This is a genomic window from Pedobacter sandarakinus (assembly GCF_026240095.1).
Lineage (GTDB): Bacteria > Bacteroidota > Bacteroidia > Sphingobacteriales > Sphingobacteriaceae > Pedobacter > Pedobacter sandarakinus.
On sequence record NZ_JAPIVG010000001.1, the window covers coordinates 1,030,052 to 1,052,278 of the forward strand.

Genomic DNA, 22,227 nt, shown 5'->3' on the forward strand with positions numbered 1-22,227 from the left:
TTTATTTAAATCCTAAAAAACTATAGGCAATTCAACCTGTGTTTTGTCCCAGCCGGCTACTAGATTTGCTCCATTACTAGCTGGGGTGAATGTTAACGAGAAATATTCGATTGGTTTTGCTAAGGTTTTTACCGGCACTTCCACCCTTACAACATCTTTAGATTGATCGTAAGTAAAAGCACCCCACTTATCAATTTGTTGGTTGATGATAAGGGTCCACTTATCTTTATTGGGAATGGCAAAAATGCTATATGTTCCGGCTTTGATTTTTTTACCGCCAATGCTTACTTTCTGAAAAAAACGAATTTCCGTATTTTCATTAGCGCCAAAACGCCAAACATTGCCGTACTGCTCAAGCACACCAAAAATTTCCCTACCTTTTTTCTGTGGCCGAGAGTATACTACTTTAATAACCGGTTTAATTACTTCGCCAGCTTTGGCTTTTGGTACATTTATCGGATAATAAAGAATATCTGCCGGACTAAAATCGGCCGCAGGGAACTTAAGATCCGCTTTGGCGGGTTCCTGCGCTTTTGCCCCAAAGCAAAAGAGAGCGAAAACAAGGATGAAAATTTTTCTCATTTGCCTTTGTTTTATTTACCCACGTGGGTAGTTATATGATGATAATCGACGCTTAATATTTTCTGCCCTTAACAAGCGCATTTAAAAATAAGCCCGCTGTTAACAAACCTAAAACACCACCTAATAAAGCAAAAATATAATTTTGAGTAATTACTGCTCCGGTTAAAATACCGAAGAATAATCCTAATGCATAGTATAACCAGTTGAAATTATTGTTGCTATTCTGTTGTACGCTCATGTTTTCAAATATTTGGATGCAAAGTTAATATTTATTTTAAATTATAATTTGTCATATCTGCGCAATTCGAGAATAAATTAGAAAAATAACCATTTATCAAACTAATGTAAAAGATAGTAAATAGCATTTGGAAGTTAATCAATCGTTTGATTAATTTTGCATCATCAAAGAAGACATGAAGACAGATAAAGTAGATAAAAGACAATCCATTTTAGATGCAGCGGAAAAGCTGTTTTGTGAAACGGGCTACGAAGGAACCTCTACACGTCAGATTGCTAAAGAATCTGGTGCGAACATGGCGATGATCAATTATTATTTTGGTTCGAAAGAAGGGGTTTTTATTGAGATTATGAATAACCGTATTGCGGGTTTTTCTTCGCAGCTTAAAATTATCAATGAGGATAAAATCTCCTCCTTAGAAAAACTACACAAGGTAATTGAAGGGTATGCCAATAGAATTTTTACCAACATATCTTTCCATAAAATGATGCATAGGGAACTATCACTAACTCAACGGCCGGAAATGTACGATAAGATCAGGGAGGCCATGAGTAGGAATATGCTTTTGCTCGATCGCATTATGATGAATGGTATTGAAGATGGCAGTTTTAACCAGGTAGATGTTCGGATGGTAATCTCGACCATAATGGGTACGCTAACAAATGTTGTATTGGCGCCCCATAAGGTATCACATGATCGGGTATATGACCTAAACAATCCCGAAGACAATAAAATTATTAGAGAGCGGGCAGTTGCTCACTTGCAAGATCTTGTAACTATATATTTAACAACTAAAAAATGATCCCCAAATCGATGAGATTAATGCTTGTGGCATCATTAGTACCGGCCGCTTTATTTGCACAGAGCGTAAAGGAACTAAATATTAACCAGGCAATAGAACTTGGCATTGCCAATAGTAAAAATCTAAAACTCGCACAAAACAAAATAGACCAGGCAGCGGCGCAGTTAGACATTGTGAAAGATAATGTGCTGCCATCTGCAAACGCCAGTTTTATGTATAACCACGCAGAAATCCCCACCAGTACCTTTACTTTGCCCGGTGGTGGTTCATCGCTTCAATTGCCTAAAAGAGCAGATGCTTTTGTAGGAACAGCGGCAATTCAGGAGCTGGTATATGGCGGTGGCAAACTCAAGTATGCTAAAGAATCAACAAAACTGCTTGCTGATGTTGCACGTTTAGATGCCGATAAAAATAAGGAGGAAATTACCTATGCAGTAATAAATACCTATTACTCACTTTATAAAGTAGCCCAAAGCGAAAAGGTTGTAGATCAAAACTTAGAATCGATAGCTGCACAAATTAAGCAGGCTCAGCGCTTTTTTGAGCAGGGTATTGTTACGAAGAACGATGTGCTACGGTTCCAACTGCAACAGGCGAATGTTTCCATTACAAAAATGGATATAGAAAGCAATCGCAAAGTACTTAATTATAACCTGGATATATTATTGGGATTACCCGAAGATACTGAGGTGAAAATAACCGATCCGGGAGTAGGACAAAAACCAGCAAGTGCGTTAAACGAATATTTAGCAACTGCAATGGTTAACCGCCAGGAATTGAAACAGCTTGATGTACAAAATAAAGTCGCCGATTATAATATCAAATCGATCAGGGCTAATACATTACCCACTGTCGGCGTAGGCGCAAACTTATACTATATCAATCCGAGTGGTAGTTTTATCCCGCAGGTTAACCAATACCTGATGCCTGTTACTTTAGGTGCGACTATTTCATGGAATATTGGTAGCCTTTGGAACAATAAAAATAAAGTAAGTGAGGCAAAAATTCAGCAGCAAGCCATTACAGTTCAAAAAGATATTTTAACCGACCAGGTAAAGACAGATATCAATAAAAACTTCCAGAATTACCAGTTGGCAGTTAATAAGATCCAAGTGCTGGAAACATCAATAACACAAGCCACAGAAAACGATCGCTTACTGGCTTCGAAATACAAAAACAACGTTGCCTCGGTTACAGACAGAATTGATGCTGAAACGCTACTTTATCAGGCAAAAATCAATTTAGAAATAGCTAAAGCTGATGCAGGTTTGGCTTACTATACATTACTAAAATCAACAGGAAAAATAACGCAATAAATAAAGCAATGACAACCGAGAAGAAAAAGAAGAATCTAGTAGTACCCATCATCTTAGGCGTTTTACTAGTAATAGGGATCATTTTTGGAATTAAAGAATGGAATTATTACAGCAAGCACGTAGATACCGATGATGCGCAGATTGATGGCGACATTAGCCCTGTAGTAGCCCGTGTTGGTGGATATGTGAAAGAGATTAATTTTGAAGAAAATACCAGGGTTACCGAAGGCCAGGTTCTGGTTAAGCTAGATGATGCCGACTATAAAGTTAAATTAGAGCAAGCACAAGCTGGCCAAAAGGGTGCAAGTGCGGGCGTAGGTGTAGCGCAATCGCAAATTCTGGCTACCCAGGCGAATACCAGCACTGCAAAGGCAAACGTAGCATCAGCCCGTGTGAAACTAAACTTAGCTAATAAGGATTATGCCCGTTACGCCAATCTAATAAAAGATGGCTCCATCACGCAACAAGCCTTCGACCAGGCTAAAGCGTCAAAAGAGTCAGCAGAAGCAGCCTTTGAAGCAGCATCAGATCAGTATAATGCTGCAGTAAAACAGGTAGGAACCACGCAATCACAGTTAGCGGTTAGTAGTAATGTGATTAACCAACGCCAGAGCGATATTGATTTTGCGAAGCTTCAACTGTCTTATACCGATATCATAGCGCCAGCAACTGGTATTGTTTCTAAAAAGAACATACAAAAAGGGCAGCTGGTACAAGCTGGGCAGTCGTTGTTTGCCGTTGTAAATGACGGTAGCATCTATGTAACGGCAAACTTTAAAGAGACACAGCTGGAGAAGATTAAACCAGGATCGAAGGTTGAAATTGAGGTAGATGCCTATCCGGAAGAGAAAATACAAGGCGAAGTTTATAATTTTTCGCCAATAACGGGTGCAAAAGGATCGTTATTGCCTCCAGATAACGCAACAGGTAATTTTGTTAAAGTTGTACAACGTGTGCCTGTAAAAATTAAAATCCATCCATCAAAAGAACTGTTAGCGAAATTACGCCCGGGAATGAGCGTTAAAGCTTCGGTTTCTACAAACTAATTTATAATGGCCGAAGTAGGTTTAAAAAAATGGATCATCACGTTTACGGTAATCACTGCTTCACTGCTGGAGTTGATTGATACCACAATTGTAAACGTGGCGATTCCTCAAATACAAGGTAACCTTGGCGCAACTCTTGAGGATATTGCTTGGTTATCTACAGGTTATGCCGTAGCTAACGTTATTGTTTTGCCTATGTCTGGGTGGCTAGGAAGCCGTTTTGGACGTAAAAACTATTTCCTCACCTCGATTATCGTATTTACACTCGTATCATTTTTATGTGGTAACGCCACTTCATTGAATGAGTTAATCCTTTTTAGGATACTACAAGGTGTTGCTGGCGGTGGTTTAATTTCAACAGCGCAAGCCATATTAATAGAAACCTGGCCGCGTGAAGATGTAGGTATCGCAACAGCATTATTTGGGCTGGGTGCTGTGGTAGGGCCAACAGTAGGGCCAACCATTGGTGGTTACATTCTGGAGATAGCTGATTGGCCCTGGATTTTTTACGTGAATATTCCCGTCGGAATTTTGGCGGCCTATTGTACCATTACCTTTATTCGAGAAACCCCCAAGGATGGAAAAGGGAAACCAGTTGATTGGTGGGGCATTGGATTGTTAGCCGTAGCCGTAGGTAGCTTACAAACCGTTTTAGAAAAAGGAGAAAGCGAAGATTGGTTTTCTACCCCTTACATTACCGCCCTTGCTGTACTTTCTGTATTTGGTTTATTGCTATTTATATGGCGAGAAACCAGTACCGATCATCCTATTGTGAATCTAAAAATCATGAAGAAAAGAAGCTTCTCTATCGGGATGTTCACTTCCTTCATCTTAGGCTTTGGTTTATATGGCTCGGTATTCGTGTTTCCGGTGTTTGCACAAAACCTGTTGGGCTTTACACCATTACAAACGGGTAAACTGTTTATAGCAGGAGGGGTTTGTACTATCGCCATGATGCCCTTTATAGGTATTATGCTAAAAAAAGGTGTTCCGGCGCAGTTTATGGCTACCGGAGGGATGCTTTTGTTCTTTGTTTTCTGTTGGATGTTGAGTAAATCGACACTCGCATCTGGCACAGGCGATTTCTTCTGGCCTTTGGTAATAAGAGGCTTTGGTATGGCTTTCTTGTTTGTACCACTTACCACATTGGCCATGCAAGATTTAACTGGGCCAGAAATTGGTCAGGGATCTGGCTTAAACAACATGAGCAGGCAGTTGGGGGGTTCTTTTGGTATTGCCGCCCTTACAACCTTAATCCATGTTAGGCAGGGCTTCCACAGAAGTAACCTACTTACGAATATAAACGAGTACAACCCTGCTTTTTTACAAAAGCTTAACGCCTTAACAAGTAATTTTATGGCGAAAGGGGCATCATTTATAGATGCAAAGTTGATGGCTATGAAAGCCATCGAGGGCTCCGTAATTAAGCAAACGCTCTTGCTTACGTATAACGATGCTTACTGGGTAGCGGGATTAATTATGCTATTCTCAATACCACTATTGTATCTGCAGAAATTTAAGAAAAATACAAATATTCCTACCGATGTGCATTAAACTTTGCAACAAATAGGCAGAATAAATGTCAATAAATAAAAACAGCCGTTGTATTTTATTACATCGGCTGTTTTAACCCAAAAAATTAACAATCAATGCAATGCCCTTAAACATTGCAAATGTTCTTACTTAGCTACATAGCAGCCAAATAAGATTTTAAAATTAAAATTTATTCTACAATTTTCCAAATTGTAGGTGTTTGATTTTTATACCTTATGCATTTTTTGTAGTATTACCGTATACAAAACTATTGCTTAAGCTATGCCTAAACTACGTTTAACTACACAGCGTGAATCCATTTTTAACAACGAGGTAATCTCGAAGTTCGAACTTTTTAACAGCCTGTTTTTAACACTTCCTTTTTATAAAATTAAAGATACTGGAACATTGTTGCCATTGTTTTTTAAAAGTTGCGAAGAAGGAATTGCCGGCGGACAGAAACCTGCTCAAATTATAGAGGAATTTTTTGCAAAGTATACCAGCTATACAGAACAGAAAGATGTAATAGATTTACTTTTTAGATTTATCCAATATATAGAGCGACAAGTGGTATTGTTTGATGCCGTAGAAGATGCTTCCTTTACAAAACTGAATACAACAGAGGAGCAAAGTACGCTGGCATTTATCTTACAAAAGAATGCCGACAATAAACCCATGCTGGCTAAAGTAGAGAAGTTGATAGATGAATTATCACTGAGGTTAGTGTTAACGGCACACCCCACGCAGTTTTATCCGGGCAGCGTATTGGCAATTATAACAGATTTAACCAAAGCCATTCGCGATAACGATATTACCGCAATGAATTCTTTGTTGCAGCAATTAGGTAAAACGCCATTCTTCAATAAAAAATCGCCTACACCCGTAGATGAAGCATTGAATTTAGCCTGGTTTTTAGAAAATACGTTTTATTTCGCTGCAGCTAATATCCAGGAGGAAATAGATCAGAAATTAGACGAATATAACCTGGAAACGAAAAAGATTCTGGAGTTGGGCTTTTGGCCAGGTGGCGATAGAGATGGAAACCCAAACATCCACTCAGATACCACGCTGGAAGTTTCCAAAATGTTGCGCCAGATTCTGTTTAGATGCTATTACAGAGACTTCAGGGTTATTAAACGCCGGATTACATTTAGGGGAGTTGAAGCGAACATCGCTACACTTCATGATGTATTATACAAAAATGCTTTTGATCAAACCTGTGAGGACGAGGATATTTCTAATGCATTAAAGGAAAACCTGAACCAGATCAAAGACACCTTGCTGCGGGAGCACGATGGATTGTTTGTGGATTTGGTTAACGATTTAATCCGCAAAATAGATCTTTATGGAAACTATTTTGCCTCTTTGGATATTCGTCAGGATAGTCGCGTGCTGAGAAATGTACACGCCTATTGCCGCCAGAATAAGCCCATTTCATCGCTGTATCCGGCAAACTATGATACCCTTTCCGAGCAGGAGAAACTAAACTTAATTTCTTTCAAAGAGGCTTCGGTTGTATATGCCACCGAGCCAGATGCGTTAACCAAAGATACCATCGAAACAATTAAAGAAATTAAAGGGATCCAAAAGCGTAATGGCGAAAAAGCCTGCCATCGCTTTATTATCAGTAACTGTCAACAGGCTAGCGATATTCTTCAGCTCATCGAACTTTTCCTATGGAATGGATGGAGTAAAGATAACCTAACAATTGATTTTGTTCCACTTTTTGAAACGGTAAACGACTTAAAAGGTGCGGCAGAGATTATGGATAAATTGTATAGCAACCCATTTTATAAGGCGCACTTGGCTAGTCGCGGCAATAAGCAAGATATTATGCTGGGCTATTCTGATAGTACAAAAGATGGAGGGTATTTAATGGCCAACTGGTCTATCTTTAAGGGCAAAACATCGTTAACGGCGATGGCAAAAAAACATAACATTCAGCTCGCATTTTTTGATGGTCGGGGCGGGCCACCTGCACGTGGTGGAGGTAAAACTCACCGTTTCTACGCCTCAATGGGCAAGGAAATTGCAAATAAAAATATGCAGCTAACTGTTCAGGGTCAAACCATCAGCTCGCAATACGGATCTATTGAAAGCGCTGAGTTTAATATCGAACAGCTGATTAATGCAGGTTTAACTTCCGGATTAAAAGAAAAACACAATGTTCTGCTCGATCCTGAAAATGATTCCCTACTTGATGAAATGGCCGAAGATGGATATAAAGCATTTGTTGATTTAAGAGAACATCCGCTATTTGTGAGTTATTTAGAGAAACTCTCGCCACTGAAATTGCTTTCTCAAGCCAATATTAGCAGTAGGCCGGTTAAGCGTAACGGTGGGGGTGAAATGAAATTAGAAGATCTAAGGGCCATTAGTTTTGTTACGGCCTGGAGCATGCTTAAACAAAATGTTCCTGGTTTTTACGGTATGGGTGCTGCCATGAAAAATCAGGAAGATGCTGGTAACTGGGATAAAGTGGTAAAGGTGTACCAAGATTCGGATTACCTTAAAACCATCGTTGATAACTGTATGATGAGCATGAGCAAATCTGACTTTGTAATTACCGCCCATTTGGCAAATGATAAAGAGTTTGGCGCCTTTTGGACACAATTGCACAATGAGTTTGAACTTACCAAGAAAATGCTCCTTAAATTATCAGGTCAGGATGTTTTAATGGCCAACTATCCGGTTGATAAAAAATCTATAGCCACACGCGAGCGCATTATCCTTCCATTGGTTTTAATTCAGCATTTTGCACTGGAAAAATTGCAGCATGATCAAACCGAGAAAGATCAAACCGCTTTAGAAAAATTGGCGGTTCGTACCGTTTTTGGAATTGTAAATGCCGGAAGAAACCTGGCATAAAAATTTTAAAGATTTGTAAAAGGCTGTATCATAAACTTGGTACAGACTTTTTTATTTCGAGAACAAGGTGCCAGTAAAGAAGTTCTGCCAAATTATTTTTTTAATCCAAACTTTCTGGGGTAATAAGAGAATGTAACCATAAAATACTGTTGTAAAACATTCCTCGAACTTGTAGTAAAACTGTTTACACTAGCATAATTAGATATACTTCGATTTTGCCTTAGCAAATCCAGGGCAGAGAATTTTACTTCAGCATTGTTGCCTTTTGTAAATCGATAGGTAGCACTGGCATTCCAAATCGTAAAAGCTACCGTTTCGCCAAGAGAGGGGTTATTGTTATTGAATTTAAGGTTACTACTTAGCGATATCTTTCTAGTAAAATTGTAGTTTCCACTGAATGAGGTAGTTAAATTTATATTCTTGTAACTGGTTCCTAAAGCCTCTTGTTTTGCCGAACTGGTGTTAATGTGTTGACTGGTTTCGATGCCTAGCTTATCTTTATAAGTATAGGTGGCGCTTATAGCATTATTTGTATAAAAATTTTTTGAAAAAATAAACAACGAATTGGTATATGTTGGATTTGTAGTGTAACTCGAATAATGATTGTAAGCTAACTGCAATTCGCTCGTTTTCAGTTTGAAAGATTTGCGAATACTCCCATTTGCATTCACATATTTACTGCCATTTGCATTAGTTAAAAACACCGTTCTCCTGTTCTGCTCATCTATAAACGTGCTATCTACAATGTCGTTTTCGATTACCCCGGCCGAACTGCTTATATTGAAATTCAGTGTGTTTTTACTTTTCATATCGTCATGAGAAAAATAAAAATTCACCGATCGGGTTGATTCCGCTTTTAAATTGAAATTACCTCTTTGAATGTAATATTGGTTTGTACTATCTACCAAGGGCGCTAGTTGATAAATAGTTGGTGGTGTTACCTGGACTCGAAAATTTAAACTTAATTGTTCTTGATAACTCCCCGTTTGTGAGTTTACAAAATTTATATTGATAAAGGGTAAGAAGCTACTGTAGTCACGCTTAAAATTTTGAAAGGAGCGGTCTGATTTATTGTTCTGCGTAATAAGTTGCTGTGCTGCGGTAATGGAAATGTTTAAAGATTTATTATAGCGATTGCTTAGTCTTTTGTAAAAAGATTTGCTTAATGTAATAGCGGGCTTAAAGAAGACATCCTCAGTTTCTAAGCGATTGGTGAGATAACCATTTGGCTGGTACTTACCATTTACAAAATCTTCTACAATGTTCTCATCGTTCTTATTAACAAAGTCTAAATCCCCCCCAATTTCGAGGGCGAATCCTGTTAAGTTATCGTTACCAAAGAGTAGCGTTTTAAGGTTTGGAAATGCTAAAGACGCTCTTTGAGTTAAATTTTTGCTATTGGTTTGGTATTTACGATTGAAATCCTTGTTGTTGGCGGCATTTAATAGATCTCGAAATTCAGTAGATTCAATCCGATCATTATCACGCTCGGATACATTTAGGCTATATCTAGCACGCAATGAGTTGAAACGCTGTTTCCAGTTTTCGTAGTTATGGAGGTCGTAAGACGTGTTGAGTGTAAAATTCGAACCGATGTAATTACTCTGCGAAATACTGTTATTTGTACTTGTAAGTTTAAAGTCGTTATCTTGCGCATTCCTAATATTTGCATTAACATTTCCCCCGTCTTCAAACGAAAGAAGCTGGATAAAACTGAGCGTATGCTGTTTGTTTTGATAATTGTAAATGGAATTAAAACTATGCCTATTACTCGTATTGGATGAGTTGCTATTGCTATTAGAATAAACTTGTATATTATCTGCAATAGTGGTTGCGGTTTGCGAATCGTTAATGTTGGTCGACGCAATATTCCTGAAGTAATAATCTGCTGTTAAAGAACTTTTATTATTCCACTCTTTACTATCAGGTTTAAAATTGTAAGTCATCTGTGCGCCCGCTACATTAGCTTTATTCACTCCGGCCTGGCTAAAATCTGATTGGTATTCTACAGAAGTTCCAACGCCTTTATAGGTACTGTTCCTAATCAAAGTATTAATATCGTTCGAGATTTTATTGATATCATTAACTGCTGCAATAGCAGAAAGCTGCAGTTTCGGCGTAGTAAAGTTGAGGTTGCCATCAAGCTGATAATGATTATCTGTGCCATATCCAGCACTTATTTTGCCGAAATAAGATCGGTCTTTACCTTTTTTCAACTTTAAGTTGGCAACCAAATTACTATCTAAAGGCTTATTTCTATCGGCCGTATTAAATATCTGAATCTTCTCAAGGGCATTTTTGGGGATATTTTGAAGCGCAATCTTGTTGTCGCCACCAAAAAAACTTTTCCCATTTACGGTTAGTTGTTTTACTTCCTTTCCGTTTACCGTTATAATTCCATCACCCCAAACCGTAATATTTGGAACCTTTTTCAAAAGTTCTTCAACGGTAGCATTCGTATCAAGCTTAAATGCAATGGCATTTATTTCCAAGGTATCATTATTGTATGATATAGGCGGAACAGTAATAGTTACCTCTTTTAAATTAACGTCTTGTGGATTAATGATAATAGTCTTCAGATCCAACAATGTTTCTCCTTTTGGAATAATAATATTCTTTTGAATGGTTTGATAACCAACATTGCTAATATCTAAGCGAAGTGGTTTGTCTATTGGCAAGTTGCTAAATTTAAATTCGCCATAGTTATTGCTTAACTGGTAGTTGATAACGGTATTATCCGCTTTGTAAATAGAAACCGTTGCCGATTTGAGTACATATTTGTGTACGGTATCCCTAACAATTCCTTTAACCGATCCTAATGGGGTTGGCGCTTGGGTTTGGGCAAAAGAATAGCTTGTTCCTAAGCAAATAATGCTTAAAATGAGATAGAGGTGAGTGCGCATGGATTTAGTTTTTTCTTGGCTTCAGAATAATAATAATGGGATTGCTTTTTCTATCGTTAGTTTTAAAATAATTTTCAAGCAAAGCTGGATAATGTATGTTTTTATCCGCATTTCTTTCCTTAAATGTAAATAGCGCTAATGCAGAGTAGCTGGTATAAAATTGGTCGTTTTCATAGGCAAGAAATCCATGGTTGGCAAAATCGTACGAAAGGCCAGAGTCTATGATCGGTAGAAAGTTCGAAAGGCTATCCGGCTCCAGATCTTGAAGAGACAACAGCTCAGTTGTTTTAGTATTGTATATTAAATTTTTCTTCTGGTCTTTATCATAATTAACATTTAGTAGTCTTAGATATAGACAGTCTCCAACAAGATAACTGCTACCAATGCCATGTAAAATCTTTTGGTTGTTTCTAAAGAATTCAAATCTCTTTTTGACATAGATTGGATTAGTAATAAAATCCTTTGGAAGCGTATTTATGGCAGGAAAAATAAATTTGTAAGCTAATTCCATTTTATTTGGCATAAGCTTGTAAAGTTTGTAATCATAATACTTCGTGTAGAAAGCTTCAGTGTCCGAATATTTATTCACGTCCTCTTCGCCATACCAATCATCATCATCAAAGAATTTAGGCGGAAGTTTAAAGTAAGATAAAGTGTCTTTTGTTTTTTTATTAATGGTAGAGATACTATACATGGTACTATCTTTTCCGGTTTTAATAAAAGCAAAATGTTTAATTATTACCTCGCCTTTAGCCAAAGATTCTTCAGAACGAAAATCCTCAAACTTTTTACTCTTTTTTACGAATTTGCCATCTAGTGTAAATAATTGTATGTTGTTAGCCGTATAGATGGCAATGTATTCTATTTGGTTCTCTTTAAAAAGAGAAAATCCATGGTTTACAGCTTTCTCTTTATCATTTTCATCTGTCTGTAATTTAGTTGCATCGATCTTTGTTAGATATTTTCCATTGTCCGTAAAAACCAAAACCGATCGGGTATCATGATCATAAATTAAAAACTTGCTGCCCAAAATTTTCAGTTGAGAAATATTCCCGAACAAACTTTGTTTAGTTGTCTCTAGAGGAACAAATTTAACCTCGTCAAAAACTTGTGATACTGATGCACCACGGGCACTTTGAGGATCTATACGTAACGTTACGGTTTTTGAGCTATCAATTACACCGGTCTGCGAGAATGCGAAAGATGTAGTGAGAGAGAGAAGGCCTGAAAATGCCAGAGAGCGTGAGATTAGCATGAAAACGTATTCGATTTTTAGTTTCTATTGTAATTACTTTATCGTTAAGGTTTTAAAAATAGCAAAATTAGATTAAAAGTCATATAGACATTTATTTCGCTACCGTCTATTTCTTTGCAATCATTTATAAATGCGCTCAGATTATGCAATACGTTAATCACATTGCTTAGAATTATAATCGGCAGGTGCGCCTTCATTTTACCAAAGCAGTGGTTAAACGCACTTTTTCATTTCCCCCCGCTTCCAATTCAACAGGGATTTCTTTAACTTTGAGGTTCTTAAAAAAGTATTCAAATAGAAAATGGCAAAAGCATCTGAAGTAAAAAGCGGAAATGTTCTTCGTTTTAACGGAGAGTTGGTTAGTGTTGAAGAATATATTCACCGCACCCCTGGTAATTTAAGGGCATTTTACCAAGCCCGCATGCGCAACGTAAAAACAGGGAAAATTGTAGAGTATCGTTTCCGTACCGATGAAGAAGTAACCATTTGCCGTGTAGAAACAAACGATTACCAGTATCTCTACGAAGATGGCGATTATTTGGTTGTGATGGACAACAATACATTTGAACAATACAACATCCCAAAAATGTTATTTGGTAATAGCCTTAAGTTTTTAAAAGAGGGAATGAATGTTACCATTGCATTCGAGAGCGACGAGCCCATTGTAGCGCAACTCCCAAACAGCGTGGAGCTCGAAATTACCTATACAGAGCCGGCGGTTAAAGGCGACACTTCTACCAGCGCACAAAAATATGCCACTGTAGAAACCGGTGCAGAAATTAGAGTGCCCCTGTTTATCAATCAAGGCGATAAGGTAAAAATAGATACCAAAACAGGCGATTATATGGAGCGTGTAAAGTAGGCTCAATAGCGGTTGGCTTTATAGGTTTTTATCAAAATAATTTTACCTTTGCCAACACAAAAATCAGAATCAAAAATCCAACTTAGGATAACACAATATGGCAAAAGCATCAGAAATTAAAACAGGTAACATCCTGCGTGTAAACGGCGAGTTGGTTACTGTAGACGAATGGAATCACCGTACACCAGGTAAAGGTGGCGCTTTTTATACAGGCAAGTTTCGTAACATCAAATCGGGAAGAATTGTAGAAGCCCGTATGAATACAGATGAAGCAGTAGAAATTTGCCGCGTAGAAACCAACGATTACCAGTACCTGTACGAAGATGGCGACTATTTAGTGGTGATGGATAATAACACCTATGAACAATATAACGTAGATAAAGCATTATTTGGTTCGGCCATCAAATTCCTAAAAGAAGGCATGAGCGTAATCGTTTCTATGGAAAGCGAAGAAGCCATTATGGGCCAGTTGCCAAACTTTGCTGAGTTCGAAATTACTTATTCAGAGCCAGCTGTTAAAGGCGATACCTCTACAAATGCTTTGAAAGCGGCAACTTTAGAGAATGGAGTTGAGGTTAAAGTGCCCATGTTTGTAAACCAAGGCGATAAAATTAAAATAGATACACGTACCGGCGAATATGTTGAGCGTGTAAAATAAGCTATTTATATAGTTAAAAAGGCCTCTAGAGTTAAACTTTAGAGGTTTTTTTTGTTTTAAAAGGTATGGCAAAGTAGCAAGCTGACTAATTTTTTTGGAAATGAAAGTTTGTAATGCTTCGCTTACTGTAGCCCCGCTATTCGTTGCTGCCAATTGGATTTTTGCGTATTTTTAGCAACTTCGGTAACTGTCCAATTGGCATACACTGCTATCGGGTTTATTAATCAAGTTCCTGCAGCTATGTTCCATTCCTCAGCAAAAAGCCAAGCTAAAATCTATTGTTTATCTTTACAAAAACTTTAAAAAATGCTAAAAGCCGACGCTAGAAAACATGCCTTAAAGCAACGATTGCAGATTAATAATGTGGAATATGCATCGCTAAACAATGAACTTCTGCATCAATTTTCGACGTTGGATTTTAATAACATCTATGCTATTCATACCTTTCTACCCATCATCGAGAAAAAAGAACCCAATACTTTTCTGTTAATAAACTGGCTTCATATCAATTATCCAAATATTAAAATCATCCTGCCAAAAGCCGATTTCAAAACATCGTCGATCACAAACCACGAATATTTTGGCGTAGAAGCGCTCCAAGAAAGTGGCTATGGTATTCTAGAACCTCAAACCGATCAAATCTATCACGGAGAGGTGAATCTGGTACTAGTGCCACTTTTAGCGTTTGATAGACGTGGTTACCGCGTAGGTTACGGAAAGGGCTTTTACGATCGATTTCTTGGAAATTTAAATGCTAAAAAAATAGGCTTATCTTTGTTGCAAGCAATAGATTCAATAGATGATGTTGACCAGCACGATATTAAACTAAACTGTTGCATTACCCCAACACAAATTATTAAATTTTAATTTTGCAATCATGCCAGAAGAAATTGTAATCAAAACAGAAAAACAATACGAAGACAATATGATTGCCGTGTTCGAGTTGCAAGAGAAAGAAGAACCAACCGCTGCAGATTTAAAGCAAATTGAAATGATGCTTAAAGCCGGCGAGAAATATGAGGCAGAGCATTTATAACACCAACCTGTTGTAACCTAGGCACAACGAAACCTAGCTTATCTCTAGCAAAACAGGGCAGTGGTCAGAATGTATAGCGTCTGGTAAAATACGAACGCTTCTCAAGCGGTTTTCTAACGGTCGGGTAACCAAATGGTAATCAATACGCCAGCCTAAATTTTTACCCCGGGCACCGGCACGGTAACTCCACCAGGTGTAATGGTGCGGGTCTTTATTAAAATGGCGGAAAGCATCGATAAATCCGTTCTCTAAAAATAACTGCATCCATTCCCGCTCCTCCGGTAAAAACCCCGATGAATTTGCATTCGATTTCGGGTTATGAATATCCATCGGTGTGTGGCAGATATTGTAATCTCCGCTAACAATTAAATTCGGAATTTCCTGTCGCAATTGGCCAATGTACTGATCAAAAAAACGCATGAAGGCATACTTTTTTAGCTGCCTTTCATCGCCGCTAGAACCCGATGGCATGTACAGGCTCATTAAAGAAAAATCACCAAAATCTGCTCTTAATATTCTACCTTCCTGGTCAATCCATGATTCACCACACCCATAAACAACGTTATTGGGTTTAATTTTGGTTAATATTGCTACACCACTATATCCTTTCTTCTCTGCCGGGAACCAATAATGGTGGTAGCCTAATTGCTCAATTAAGGCAATAATCTCAGGGATTTGAACTGGTAATGCTTTTACTTCCTGCAGGCAAACCATATCTGCATTGGTAGCTTGGAGCCAACCAAAAAAATTCTTAGTGCTTGCCGCACGAATACCATTAACGTTATAAGAGATAATTTTCATTACGACTTCATTACCATATTATCTTTCAGCCCACCATTTTTAAGTTGCTTTTCCAACTTTCTGGCTGCACCTCTTTTTAATACTTTAATTTCCATTTTTACGTCCTCTTTCGGACGGTTGTTTTTATCTGTCGCCAACTCGGCAATTTTATCAACCATAGCCAAACCCACTACAATCTCGCCATAAACAGTATAGTTACGGTCTAAATGTGGCGCACCACCTATGGTTTTATACACTTCACGCTGCCATACCGGAATCTTAAAGTTAAGCCGGTTTTGTTCCACACTGTTCAACTGCTCATCAGTAAATATTTTTCCTTGCACCAGGTAAAACTGACTTCCACTCGATGCCTTTTCAGGGTTATTATCTCTCGCTGCGGCTAAAACCCCTTTTTTATGAAATAGGCTATCTCTAAATTCTGCAGGGATGGTATATTTTGGTCCGCCGTTTCCCAACAATGAATCGGGCTTCGCCTGCCTCGAATCCGGATCGCCACCCTGTATCATAAATGCTTTAATCACCCGATGAAATAATGTGCCATTGTAATACCCTGCTTTGGCCAATTTCAAGAAATTATCTCGGTGTAATGGTGTCTCGTTATAAAGCTTCACAATACAGGTTCCAAATGATGTTTTAATTTCAACATACTGGTTTTTTGGCTTGGCCGCGAAAACAGTAAGTGCAGAAAAAGTGCATAGAAAAAACAGTAATTTCTTCATTGTTGATAGTGTTTCGGGCTAAATTAACTTAAAAAATGAAATTGAATAAATATTGACTACTTATTCTTTAATTTTTTTTAACCTACCTTTGTGCTGATGAAGTTCAGACAAAAGATAGCACTTTCTTTGGCCGCATTCTATGCGGTTAGTGTGATGGGTTTGGCTTTAAGTCTGCACTTCTGTGGTGGTAAACTGGCAAACGTAAAGTTGTTTAGCAACGAAATTGCCTGCTCGCTGTGTAAAGATATCCCTGCAGAAAAAATTAAGGATGATGGCTGTTGTAAAAACACCCAAGTAACCGTAAAGGTTAAAGATAGCCACCAAACCGCAGCAAAAACAGAGATGCCAAAGTTATTTGCTATTCAGCTTTTTGTACATCCTCCTGTTTCCGCTTTTTTTGGCGATACCAGCTTAGCTTTTCCAAGTCAAATTCCCAATAAAGCACCCCCGCAATATATAAAGGTTGCCCTCCACGTTTTCAACTGTATTTTTCGGAATTAGGATTAATTATCGGCTTTGTTCGCGTTCTCTTGCGTGTAACAGAAGCTTGATAGTACATTTTTTCTTACACTCTAATTCAAAAAAATAATGAAAACCATTAATATATTCAGCATTATCATGCTTTTATTTGCCGTTCAGGTATCTGCGCAACAAATCTCAACTGCAGATTTACAGGTAACAGGTTTAACCTGCTCCATGTGTTCAAACGCAACTCAAAAATCACTAGAAACCCTTGGCTTTATCAATAAAGTTAAACCAGATTTAAATAAAAATTTATTTGTACTAACTTTTAAAAAAGGAGCCGACATTAATATAGATCTGATCCGTAAAAAGGTACAGGATGCTGGTTTTTCGGTAGGAGGACTTACCGCCGATTTCACGTTTAATCAGGTGAAGATCGATGATAAAGGGCAGGCCATTGTAGATGGAAAAGTATATCGGTTCGTAAACGCAAAAAACAAAACGTTAACAGGAACGGTAAAGGCAGCTGTGGTAGATAAGAACTTTGTATCTGGGGCTGTATTTAAAAAGCAAGCCGGGTCTATTAATTCTGATGCCTATGCCAGCGGTACAGCAATGGTAAATGGCAAAAAAATGCGTGTTTACCATCTAGTGCTTTCTTAAGATGAAACGGTTTCTAATACTAATGCTGGTTCTAGCCAGTATTTTTGGCCGTGTTTATGGACAAGAGCTTTACGTTTTTACCGAGCCTGCAAGTAATATGCCGACCAAGTCTATCGGGGTGCGCATTACCAATGAGGGTATGTTCAACAACCCGGGTTTTGTAAGTAGAACCATTCCCGAGGTAATGTTCGGGTTTAATAAAAACTTAATGATGCATGCGCAGGCATTTCTCTCTGATATGGATGGAACTTACCGTTTGGAAGGCGGTAGCCTATATGCTAAATACCGGTTTCTTTCTATTGATGATGCGCAAAGTCATTTCAGGGCTGCTGCATTTGGAAGGCTCAGCACAAGTAAGCGATCTACCTTTTTCAGGGATATTAATCTCGAAGGGGATAATAGTGGCATTCAGGGTGGTTTGGTTTTTACCCAGCTCTTGCACAAGTTGGCACTTTCAGCAACGTTAAGCTATGCACATGCATTTAAGGATTTAGATAAACAAATTATCGGTGCACCGCAGCCAAACAACATGCTATCTTATAGCCTTTCTTCTGGTTACCTGGTTTTACCAGTGGTTTATAAAAATTATACCGACCCTAATTTTAACCTGTATTTTGAAATGCTAGGCAAGACCGATCCAGGAACTGGTCAGAGTTATCTAGATTTAGCCCCGGCAGTGCAAGTCATCTTAAATAGCACCACACGCATTGATTTGGGTTACCGTTTTCAGGCATTTGGCAATATGGCCAATCGGTACACCAAAAACATGTACCTGTTAAGGGCAGAATTTAACTTTTTTAATGTTTTAAAATAATAAATAAAATGAAAAGAACACTATTGATGATGGTTTTAACCATTATAACCACAAACATTACCTTCGCTCAAAACAACACCAATAAGGCGTTTAATCAACTATTAGGCACTTATTATGATGTAAAAAATGCTTTAGCAGCAGATGATGCAGTTGCTGCCAAGGCGAAAGTAAAAACACTTTCGGCTAAAGTTGATGCCGTTCCGCATAAAAGTTTACCTGAAAACCAACACGCATTGTGGATGGAGCAGGCAAAAATAATGAAGGCAAAAGCAACTGAATTGGCTGCCGGGAAAGATCTAAAAGCACAGCGAAAATCTTTCGAGGGTATTTCTTATGCTATGATTAAAACCGTCAAAAACATCAAGTTTAACAACGCAACAGTTTACATACAGCATTGCCCTATGGCTAAGGCAAGTTGGCTAAATGAAAAGGAAGCAATTGAAAACCCATATTATGGAAGTATGATGTTCGATTGTGGGGATGTTTCGGAAACAATAACTTCGAAATAATGGAACTGCATATCAAAAATATGGTATGCAACCGCTGCAAAATGGTGGTTAAGGCCGAGCTCGAGAGGCTTGGCTTTAACCCTGTTTTAGTGGAACTAGGAGTAGTGTCGTTAAGTGAAGATTTATCTTTCCAAGAAAAGCGGCAAATAGCTGAGCAACTTAAATCATTTGGATTTGAACTTCTGGAAGATCGGAAAACGCAAATAGCAGAACAGGTTAAGACAACGATTATCAATTTAGTTCATTATTCCACCGGACAATTAAACGTTAATCTTTCAACATACCTCAGCCAACAGCTGCATATCGAATATCCCCAACTTAGTGCTGTGTTTTCTGATCTAGAAGGACAAACTATTGAGAAATATTTCATCGCTCAGAAAATAGAAAAGACCAAAGAAATGCTTACATATGGGGAATTAACGTTAAGCGAAATAGCATATCAGCTTCATTATAGTAGTGTGGCGCACCTCTCTGCTCAATTTAAAAAGATTACGGGTTTTACACCTTCGGCATATAAAATGCAGGCGATAGAAAAGCGTAAAACCTTGGATGAAATCTAAGCGAGTAGCTCAGCAATAGCTATCTAGAGGTTTCTTACCATACATCAATACAATGCCTTTCTAGATAATTGTACTTTTGAATTAAATAGACCAATGCTTTAGCTAAAGTGTGGTTACATTCTAATGTTTGTTTTATTCTTAAAATTTATAATATCATGAAAAAATTATTCCTATTTCTAGTTGTTTCTTCAATTAGTATTGCATCGTTTGCACAAACCAGCTGGAAGATAGATCCAATGCATTCCTTTGTTAACTTTTCGGTAAAGCACATGGGTATTTCTTTTGTAGATGGCTCTTTCAAAAAGTTTGATGGAACGATTACCGCAAGCAAACCAGATTTAACTGATGCCAAAATTAATTTTATGGTTGATGTAAACAGCATTACAACTGGCGTGGATATGAGAGATAACCACCTAAAAACCGATGACTTCTTTAACGCAAATTCATATCCTACAATGAAATTTGAAAGCACCTCTTTCAAAAAAGTAGCAGGAAAAGCCAATAACAACTATGTACTAACAGGAAAGCTTACCATTAGGGATGTAACGAAGGAAGTAAAATTCGACGTAGTTTATGGGGGCACAGCTAAAGACCAACAAGGAAATACAAAAGCAGGTTTTGGCGCAACTACCACCATTAATCGTTTAGATTATAACATTAAGTACGATCCAACTGGTGCGGGTGTGGCTAAAGATGTTACCATTAAATTAAACCTTGAATTTGTACAATCTAAATAATTTATAGGGTTAGGCCCAACATGTCAACATTATTTCAATTTAGAAACTTTACCCAGCATTTGCCGCAAACGGATTTAATGCCTACGGTTTTTATTGGGCATGGATCGCCGATGAATGGCATAGAAAATAATGCTTTTAGCCAAAGTTGGGTAGACTTGGCTAAACACATTCCTGTACCGAAAGCCGTTCTTGTTGTTTCTGCACACTGGTATACACACGGTACTTTTGTTACAGCGATGGATTTTCCAAGCACCATTCACGATTTTGGTGGCTTTCCACAGGCACTTTTTGATGTGCAGTACCCGGCACCTGGAGATGCAGTACTTGCGGCAACCATTCCTGCATTGGTGCACAGTACCGATGTAGGTTTAGACCACGATTGGGGCCTCGATCATGGAACATGGACGATTGTTCGCCACATGTACCCTCATGCTGATATCCCTGTACTGCAGTTGAGCATTGATTATACAAAATCGCCGAAGGCCCACTATGAACTAGCAAAAGAAATTTATGCCCTGCGCAAAAGGGGCGTTTTGGTTATTGGAAGCGGTAATATGGTGCATAACTTAAGGATGGTAAACTGGGATATGATTAACGGAGGCGGTTACGACTGGGCACACGAGATTAATGATCAATTTAAAAACCTAATTCTAAACGGCGACCATAAGCCGCTAATTGATTACCGAAACCTTGGACCGGCCGCAATGCTGGCTATTCCAACACCAGAGCACTACCTGCCACTAATTTACACTTTAGGGTTGACCACCGAACGAGATGAGGTATCGTTTTTTAATGATAATGCGGTTGGTGGTTCCTTAACCATGACCTCGGTTTTGGTCGGTTAACTTGGCCAAAACCTGCAAGCTGATGTTTCTAAACCCGATAGTACGGAAATCCTTTTTTATTACTGCCGCGTTTACGCCCCACACAGCATAGCCAACATAGCGATAGTAATAACGGCACACCAACTGCAAAAAAAGATTGGAGGAAAAGCGGGGCTACAATTGCCGAAGCGATATGAACCTTCATTTTCAAGAAAACATGCTGTAAAGTTTAAAATTTTACAACATTTAATGGTTATTCTGTAAGAAACATAGCAGGTTTAACACCTACATTTGTTTATGATGACACACCAATATCAGCTTACAGGGATGACTTGTGGCGGCTGCGAAAGCGCTGTTAAAAGCAAACTTTTGGTTTTGCCGGAGGTAACTGCCGTTGAGGTATCTAAAGAAAATCAAGCTGCCACAATTAGTATGAACAAACATATTGAGACGGCCGAGTTACAACGGGCGCTTGGCGGCGAGGAAAGCAAATACCAGATTTCTGCATTTTTAAAAGAGCAAGTAGTTGATGATTCGCAGACCTGGATAAGTACATATAAGCCCATTTTACTCATTTTTGGTTACGTAACGATGGTTTCACTCATCGTATCGTGGCAGAATGGGTCGATAAGTTTGATGCTTTTTATGCGGATTTTCATGGCAGGCTTTTTCTTAACTTTTTCTTTTTTTAAGCTCCTGAATTTGAAAGCCTTTGCAGAGAGCTACGCTATGTATGATGTGATAGCCAAGAAATTTGGTGCGTGGGGCTATGTTTACGCTTTTATTGAGCTTTGTTTAGGGATAAGTTTTGCGCTTAATTTGATGCCCGCCTTGGTAAACTGGATCACTTTAATTGTGATGTTTATCAGTATTATCGGCGTAATTGAAAGTGTTTTAAACAAGAAAAAAATTCAATGTGCATGTTTGGGGGCGGTTTTTAATCTCCCCATGAGTACGGTAACCATAGTAGAAGATTCGGTAATGATTGCCATGAGCGCTGCAATGTTGTTGTTAATGTAGCGCCTGCCGAAGTTGCGTC

23 protein-coding genes are annotated in these 22,227 nt (G+C 38.3%); 17 read left to right on the forward strand and 6 right to left on the reverse strand.

Features of this window, described 5'->3' with window-relative positions:
- Positions 1 to 12 precede the first annotated feature (12 nt).
- Together OQ268_RS04360 and OQ268_RS04365 are read right to left on the reverse strand one after the other, a co-directional pair.
- Positions 13 to 582, reverse strand: a complete 570-nt coding sequence (locus OQ268_RS04360; protein WP_265854877.1) for a DUF2911 domain-containing protein — start codon at positions 580 to 582, stop codon at positions 13 to 15.
- A 52-nt stretch (positions 583 to 634) separates the two neighbouring features.
- Positions 635 to 820 (reverse strand): hypothetical protein, encoded by a 186-nt coding sequence (locus OQ268_RS04365; protein WP_265854878.1) that lies wholly within the window; start codon positions 818 to 820, stop codon positions 635 to 637.
- A 175-nt stretch (positions 821 to 995) separates the two neighbouring features.
- Between OQ268_RS04365 and OQ268_RS04370 the strand changes: the two genes are divergently transcribed.
- The 5 genes from OQ268_RS04370 (at position 996) to OQ268_RS04390 (ending at position 8,385) form a co-directional block, all read left to right on the forward strand.
- Positions 996 to 1,622, forward strand: a complete 627-nt coding sequence (locus OQ268_RS04370) for a TetR/AcrR family transcriptional regulator (RefSeq protein ID WP_265854879.1) — start codon at positions 996 to 998, stop codon at positions 1,620 to 1,622.
- Entirely contained in the window at positions 1,619 to 2,938 is a 1,320-nt protein-coding gene (locus OQ268_RS04375; protein ID WP_265854880.1) for a TolC family protein, read from the forward strand. The genes OQ268_RS04370 and OQ268_RS04375 overlap by 4 nt, the downstream gene beginning before the upstream one ends.
- 8 nt (positions 2,939 to 2,946) lie before the next feature.
- Positions 2,947 to 3,984: an HlyD family secretion protein gene (locus tag OQ268_RS04380; RefSeq protein ID WP_265854881.1), complete on the forward strand. Its 1,038-nt coding sequence runs from the start codon at positions 2,947 to 2,949 to the stop codon at positions 3,982 to 3,984.
- A 6-nt stretch (positions 3,985 to 3,990) separates the two neighbouring features.
- A complete protein-coding gene (locus OQ268_RS04385) occupies positions 3,991 to 5,538 on the forward strand; it encodes a DHA2 family efflux MFS transporter permease subunit (RefSeq protein ID WP_265854883.1) in 1,548 nt (515 codons plus the stop codon).
- Positions 5,539 to 5,799: 261 nt separating this feature from the next.
- Entirely contained in the window at positions 5,800 to 8,385 is a 2,586-nt protein-coding gene (locus tag OQ268_RS04390; RefSeq protein ID WP_265854884.1) for a phosphoenolpyruvate carboxylase, read from the forward strand.
- 92 nt (positions 8,386 to 8,477) lie between these two features.
- Here the strand turns inward: OQ268_RS04390 and OQ268_RS04395 are convergent, their stop codons facing one another.
- Together OQ268_RS04395 and OQ268_RS04400 are read right to left on the reverse strand one after the other, a co-directional pair.
- On the reverse strand, positions 8,478 to 11,288 hold the full coding sequence (locus OQ268_RS04395) for a TonB-dependent receptor (protein ID WP_265854885.1): 2,811 nt from the start codon (positions 11,286 to 11,288) through the stop codon (positions 8,478 to 8,480).
- 4 nt (positions 11,289 to 11,292) lie between these two features.
- Positions 11,293 to 12,543: a 6-bladed beta-propeller gene (locus OQ268_RS04400; RefSeq protein WP_265854886.1), complete on the reverse strand. Its 1,251-nt coding sequence runs from the start codon at positions 12,541 to 12,543 to the stop codon at positions 11,293 to 11,295.
- A 301-nt stretch (positions 12,544 to 12,844) separates the two neighbouring features.
- Here OQ268_RS04400 and efp (OQ268_RS04405) point away from each other — a divergent pair, with 301 nt between their 5' ends.
- From efp (OQ268_RS04405) to OQ268_RS04420, 4 genes are all read left to right on the forward strand, one after another.
- A complete protein-coding gene (gene efp, locus OQ268_RS04405) occupies positions 12,845 to 13,405 on the forward strand; it encodes an elongation factor P (RefSeq protein ID WP_265854887.1) in 561 nt (186 codons plus the stop codon).
- 97 nt (positions 13,406 to 13,502) lie between these two features.
- Positions 13,503 to 14,063: an elongation factor P gene (efp, locus tag OQ268_RS04410; RefSeq protein ID WP_265854888.1), complete on the forward strand. Its 561-nt coding sequence runs from the start codon at positions 13,503 to 13,505 to the stop codon at positions 14,061 to 14,063.
- A 306-nt stretch (positions 14,064 to 14,369) separates the two neighbouring features.
- On the forward strand, positions 14,370 to 14,930 hold the full coding sequence (locus OQ268_RS04415) for a 5-formyltetrahydrofolate cyclo-ligase (RefSeq protein WP_265854889.1): 561 nt from the start codon (positions 14,370 to 14,372) through the stop codon (positions 14,928 to 14,930).
- Positions 14,931 to 14,940: 10 nt separating this feature from the next.
- Positions 14,941 to 15,099: a hypothetical protein gene (locus OQ268_RS04420; protein ID WP_265854890.1), complete on the forward strand. Its 159-nt coding sequence runs from the start codon at positions 14,941 to 14,943 to the stop codon at positions 15,097 to 15,099.
- Positions 15,100 to 15,132: 33 nt separating this feature from the next.
- On the opposite strand, the gene OQ268_RS04425 is transcribed toward OQ268_RS04420, so the two are convergent.
- Together OQ268_RS04425 and OQ268_RS04430 are read right to left on the reverse strand one after the other, a co-directional pair.
- On the reverse strand, positions 15,133 to 15,900 hold the full coding sequence (locus OQ268_RS04425) for an exodeoxyribonuclease III (RefSeq protein WP_265854891.1): 768 nt from the start codon (positions 15,898 to 15,900) through the stop codon (positions 15,133 to 15,135).
- Positions 15,900 to 16,619, reverse strand: coding sequence for a peptidylprolyl isomerase (locus OQ268_RS04430; protein WP_265854892.1), 720 nt, complete (start codon positions 16,617 to 16,619; stop codon positions 15,900 to 15,902). The genes OQ268_RS04425 and OQ268_RS04430 overlap by 1 nt, the downstream gene beginning before the upstream one ends.
- Before the next feature lie 96 nt (positions 16,620 to 16,715).
- Between OQ268_RS04430 and OQ268_RS04435 the strand changes: the two genes are divergently transcribed.
- The 8 genes from OQ268_RS04435 to OQ268_RS04470 all read left to right on the forward strand — a co-directional run bounded on the left by OQ268_RS04435 (position 16,716) and on the right by OQ268_RS04470 (position 22,208).
- A complete protein-coding gene (locus OQ268_RS04435; RefSeq protein ID WP_265854893.1) occupies positions 16,716 to 17,120 on the forward strand; it encodes an HYC_CC_PP family protein in 405 nt (134 codons plus the stop codon).
- A gap of 87 nt (positions 17,121 to 17,207) precedes the next feature.
- Positions 17,208 to 17,744: a heavy-metal-associated domain-containing protein gene (locus OQ268_RS04440; protein ID WP_265854894.1), complete on the forward strand. Its 537-nt coding sequence runs from the start codon at positions 17,208 to 17,210 to the stop codon at positions 17,742 to 17,744.
- A gap of 1 nt (position 17,745) precedes the next feature.
- Positions 17,746 to 18,558: a hypothetical protein gene (locus tag OQ268_RS04445; RefSeq protein ID WP_265854895.1), complete on the forward strand. Its 813-nt coding sequence runs from the start codon at positions 17,746 to 17,748 to the stop codon at positions 18,556 to 18,558.
- Between the two features lie 8 nt (positions 18,559 to 18,566).
- Positions 18,567 to 19,067 (forward strand): DUF3347 domain-containing protein, encoded by a 501-nt coding sequence (locus tag OQ268_RS04450; protein ID WP_265854896.1) that lies wholly within the window; start codon positions 18,567 to 18,569, stop codon positions 19,065 to 19,067.
- On the forward strand, positions 19,067 to 19,627 hold the full coding sequence (locus OQ268_RS04455; RefSeq protein WP_265854897.1) for a helix-turn-helix domain-containing protein: 561 nt from the start codon (positions 19,067 to 19,069) through the stop codon (positions 19,625 to 19,627). The genes OQ268_RS04450 and OQ268_RS04455 overlap by 1 nt, the downstream gene beginning before the upstream one ends.
- A gap of 155 nt (positions 19,628 to 19,782) precedes the next feature.
- Positions 19,783 to 20,364 (forward strand): YceI family protein, encoded by a 582-nt coding sequence (locus OQ268_RS04460; RefSeq protein ID WP_265854898.1) that lies wholly within the window; start codon positions 19,783 to 19,785, stop codon positions 20,362 to 20,364.
- A 20-nt stretch (positions 20,365 to 20,384) separates the two neighbouring features.
- The gene (gene ygiD, locus OQ268_RS04465; protein WP_265854899.1) at positions 20,385 to 21,209 is read left to right on the forward strand and encodes a 4,5-DOPA-extradiol-dioxygenase; all 825 of its coding nucleotides are present in this window, start codon (positions 20,385 to 20,387) and stop codon (positions 21,207 to 21,209) included.
- 276 nt (positions 21,210 to 21,485) lie between these two features.
- Positions 21,486 to 22,208, forward strand: coding sequence for a MauE/DoxX family redox-associated membrane protein (locus OQ268_RS04470; protein ID WP_265854900.1), 723 nt, complete (start codon positions 21,486 to 21,488; stop codon positions 22,206 to 22,208).
- Positions 22,209 to 22,227: the final 19 nt, after the last annotated feature.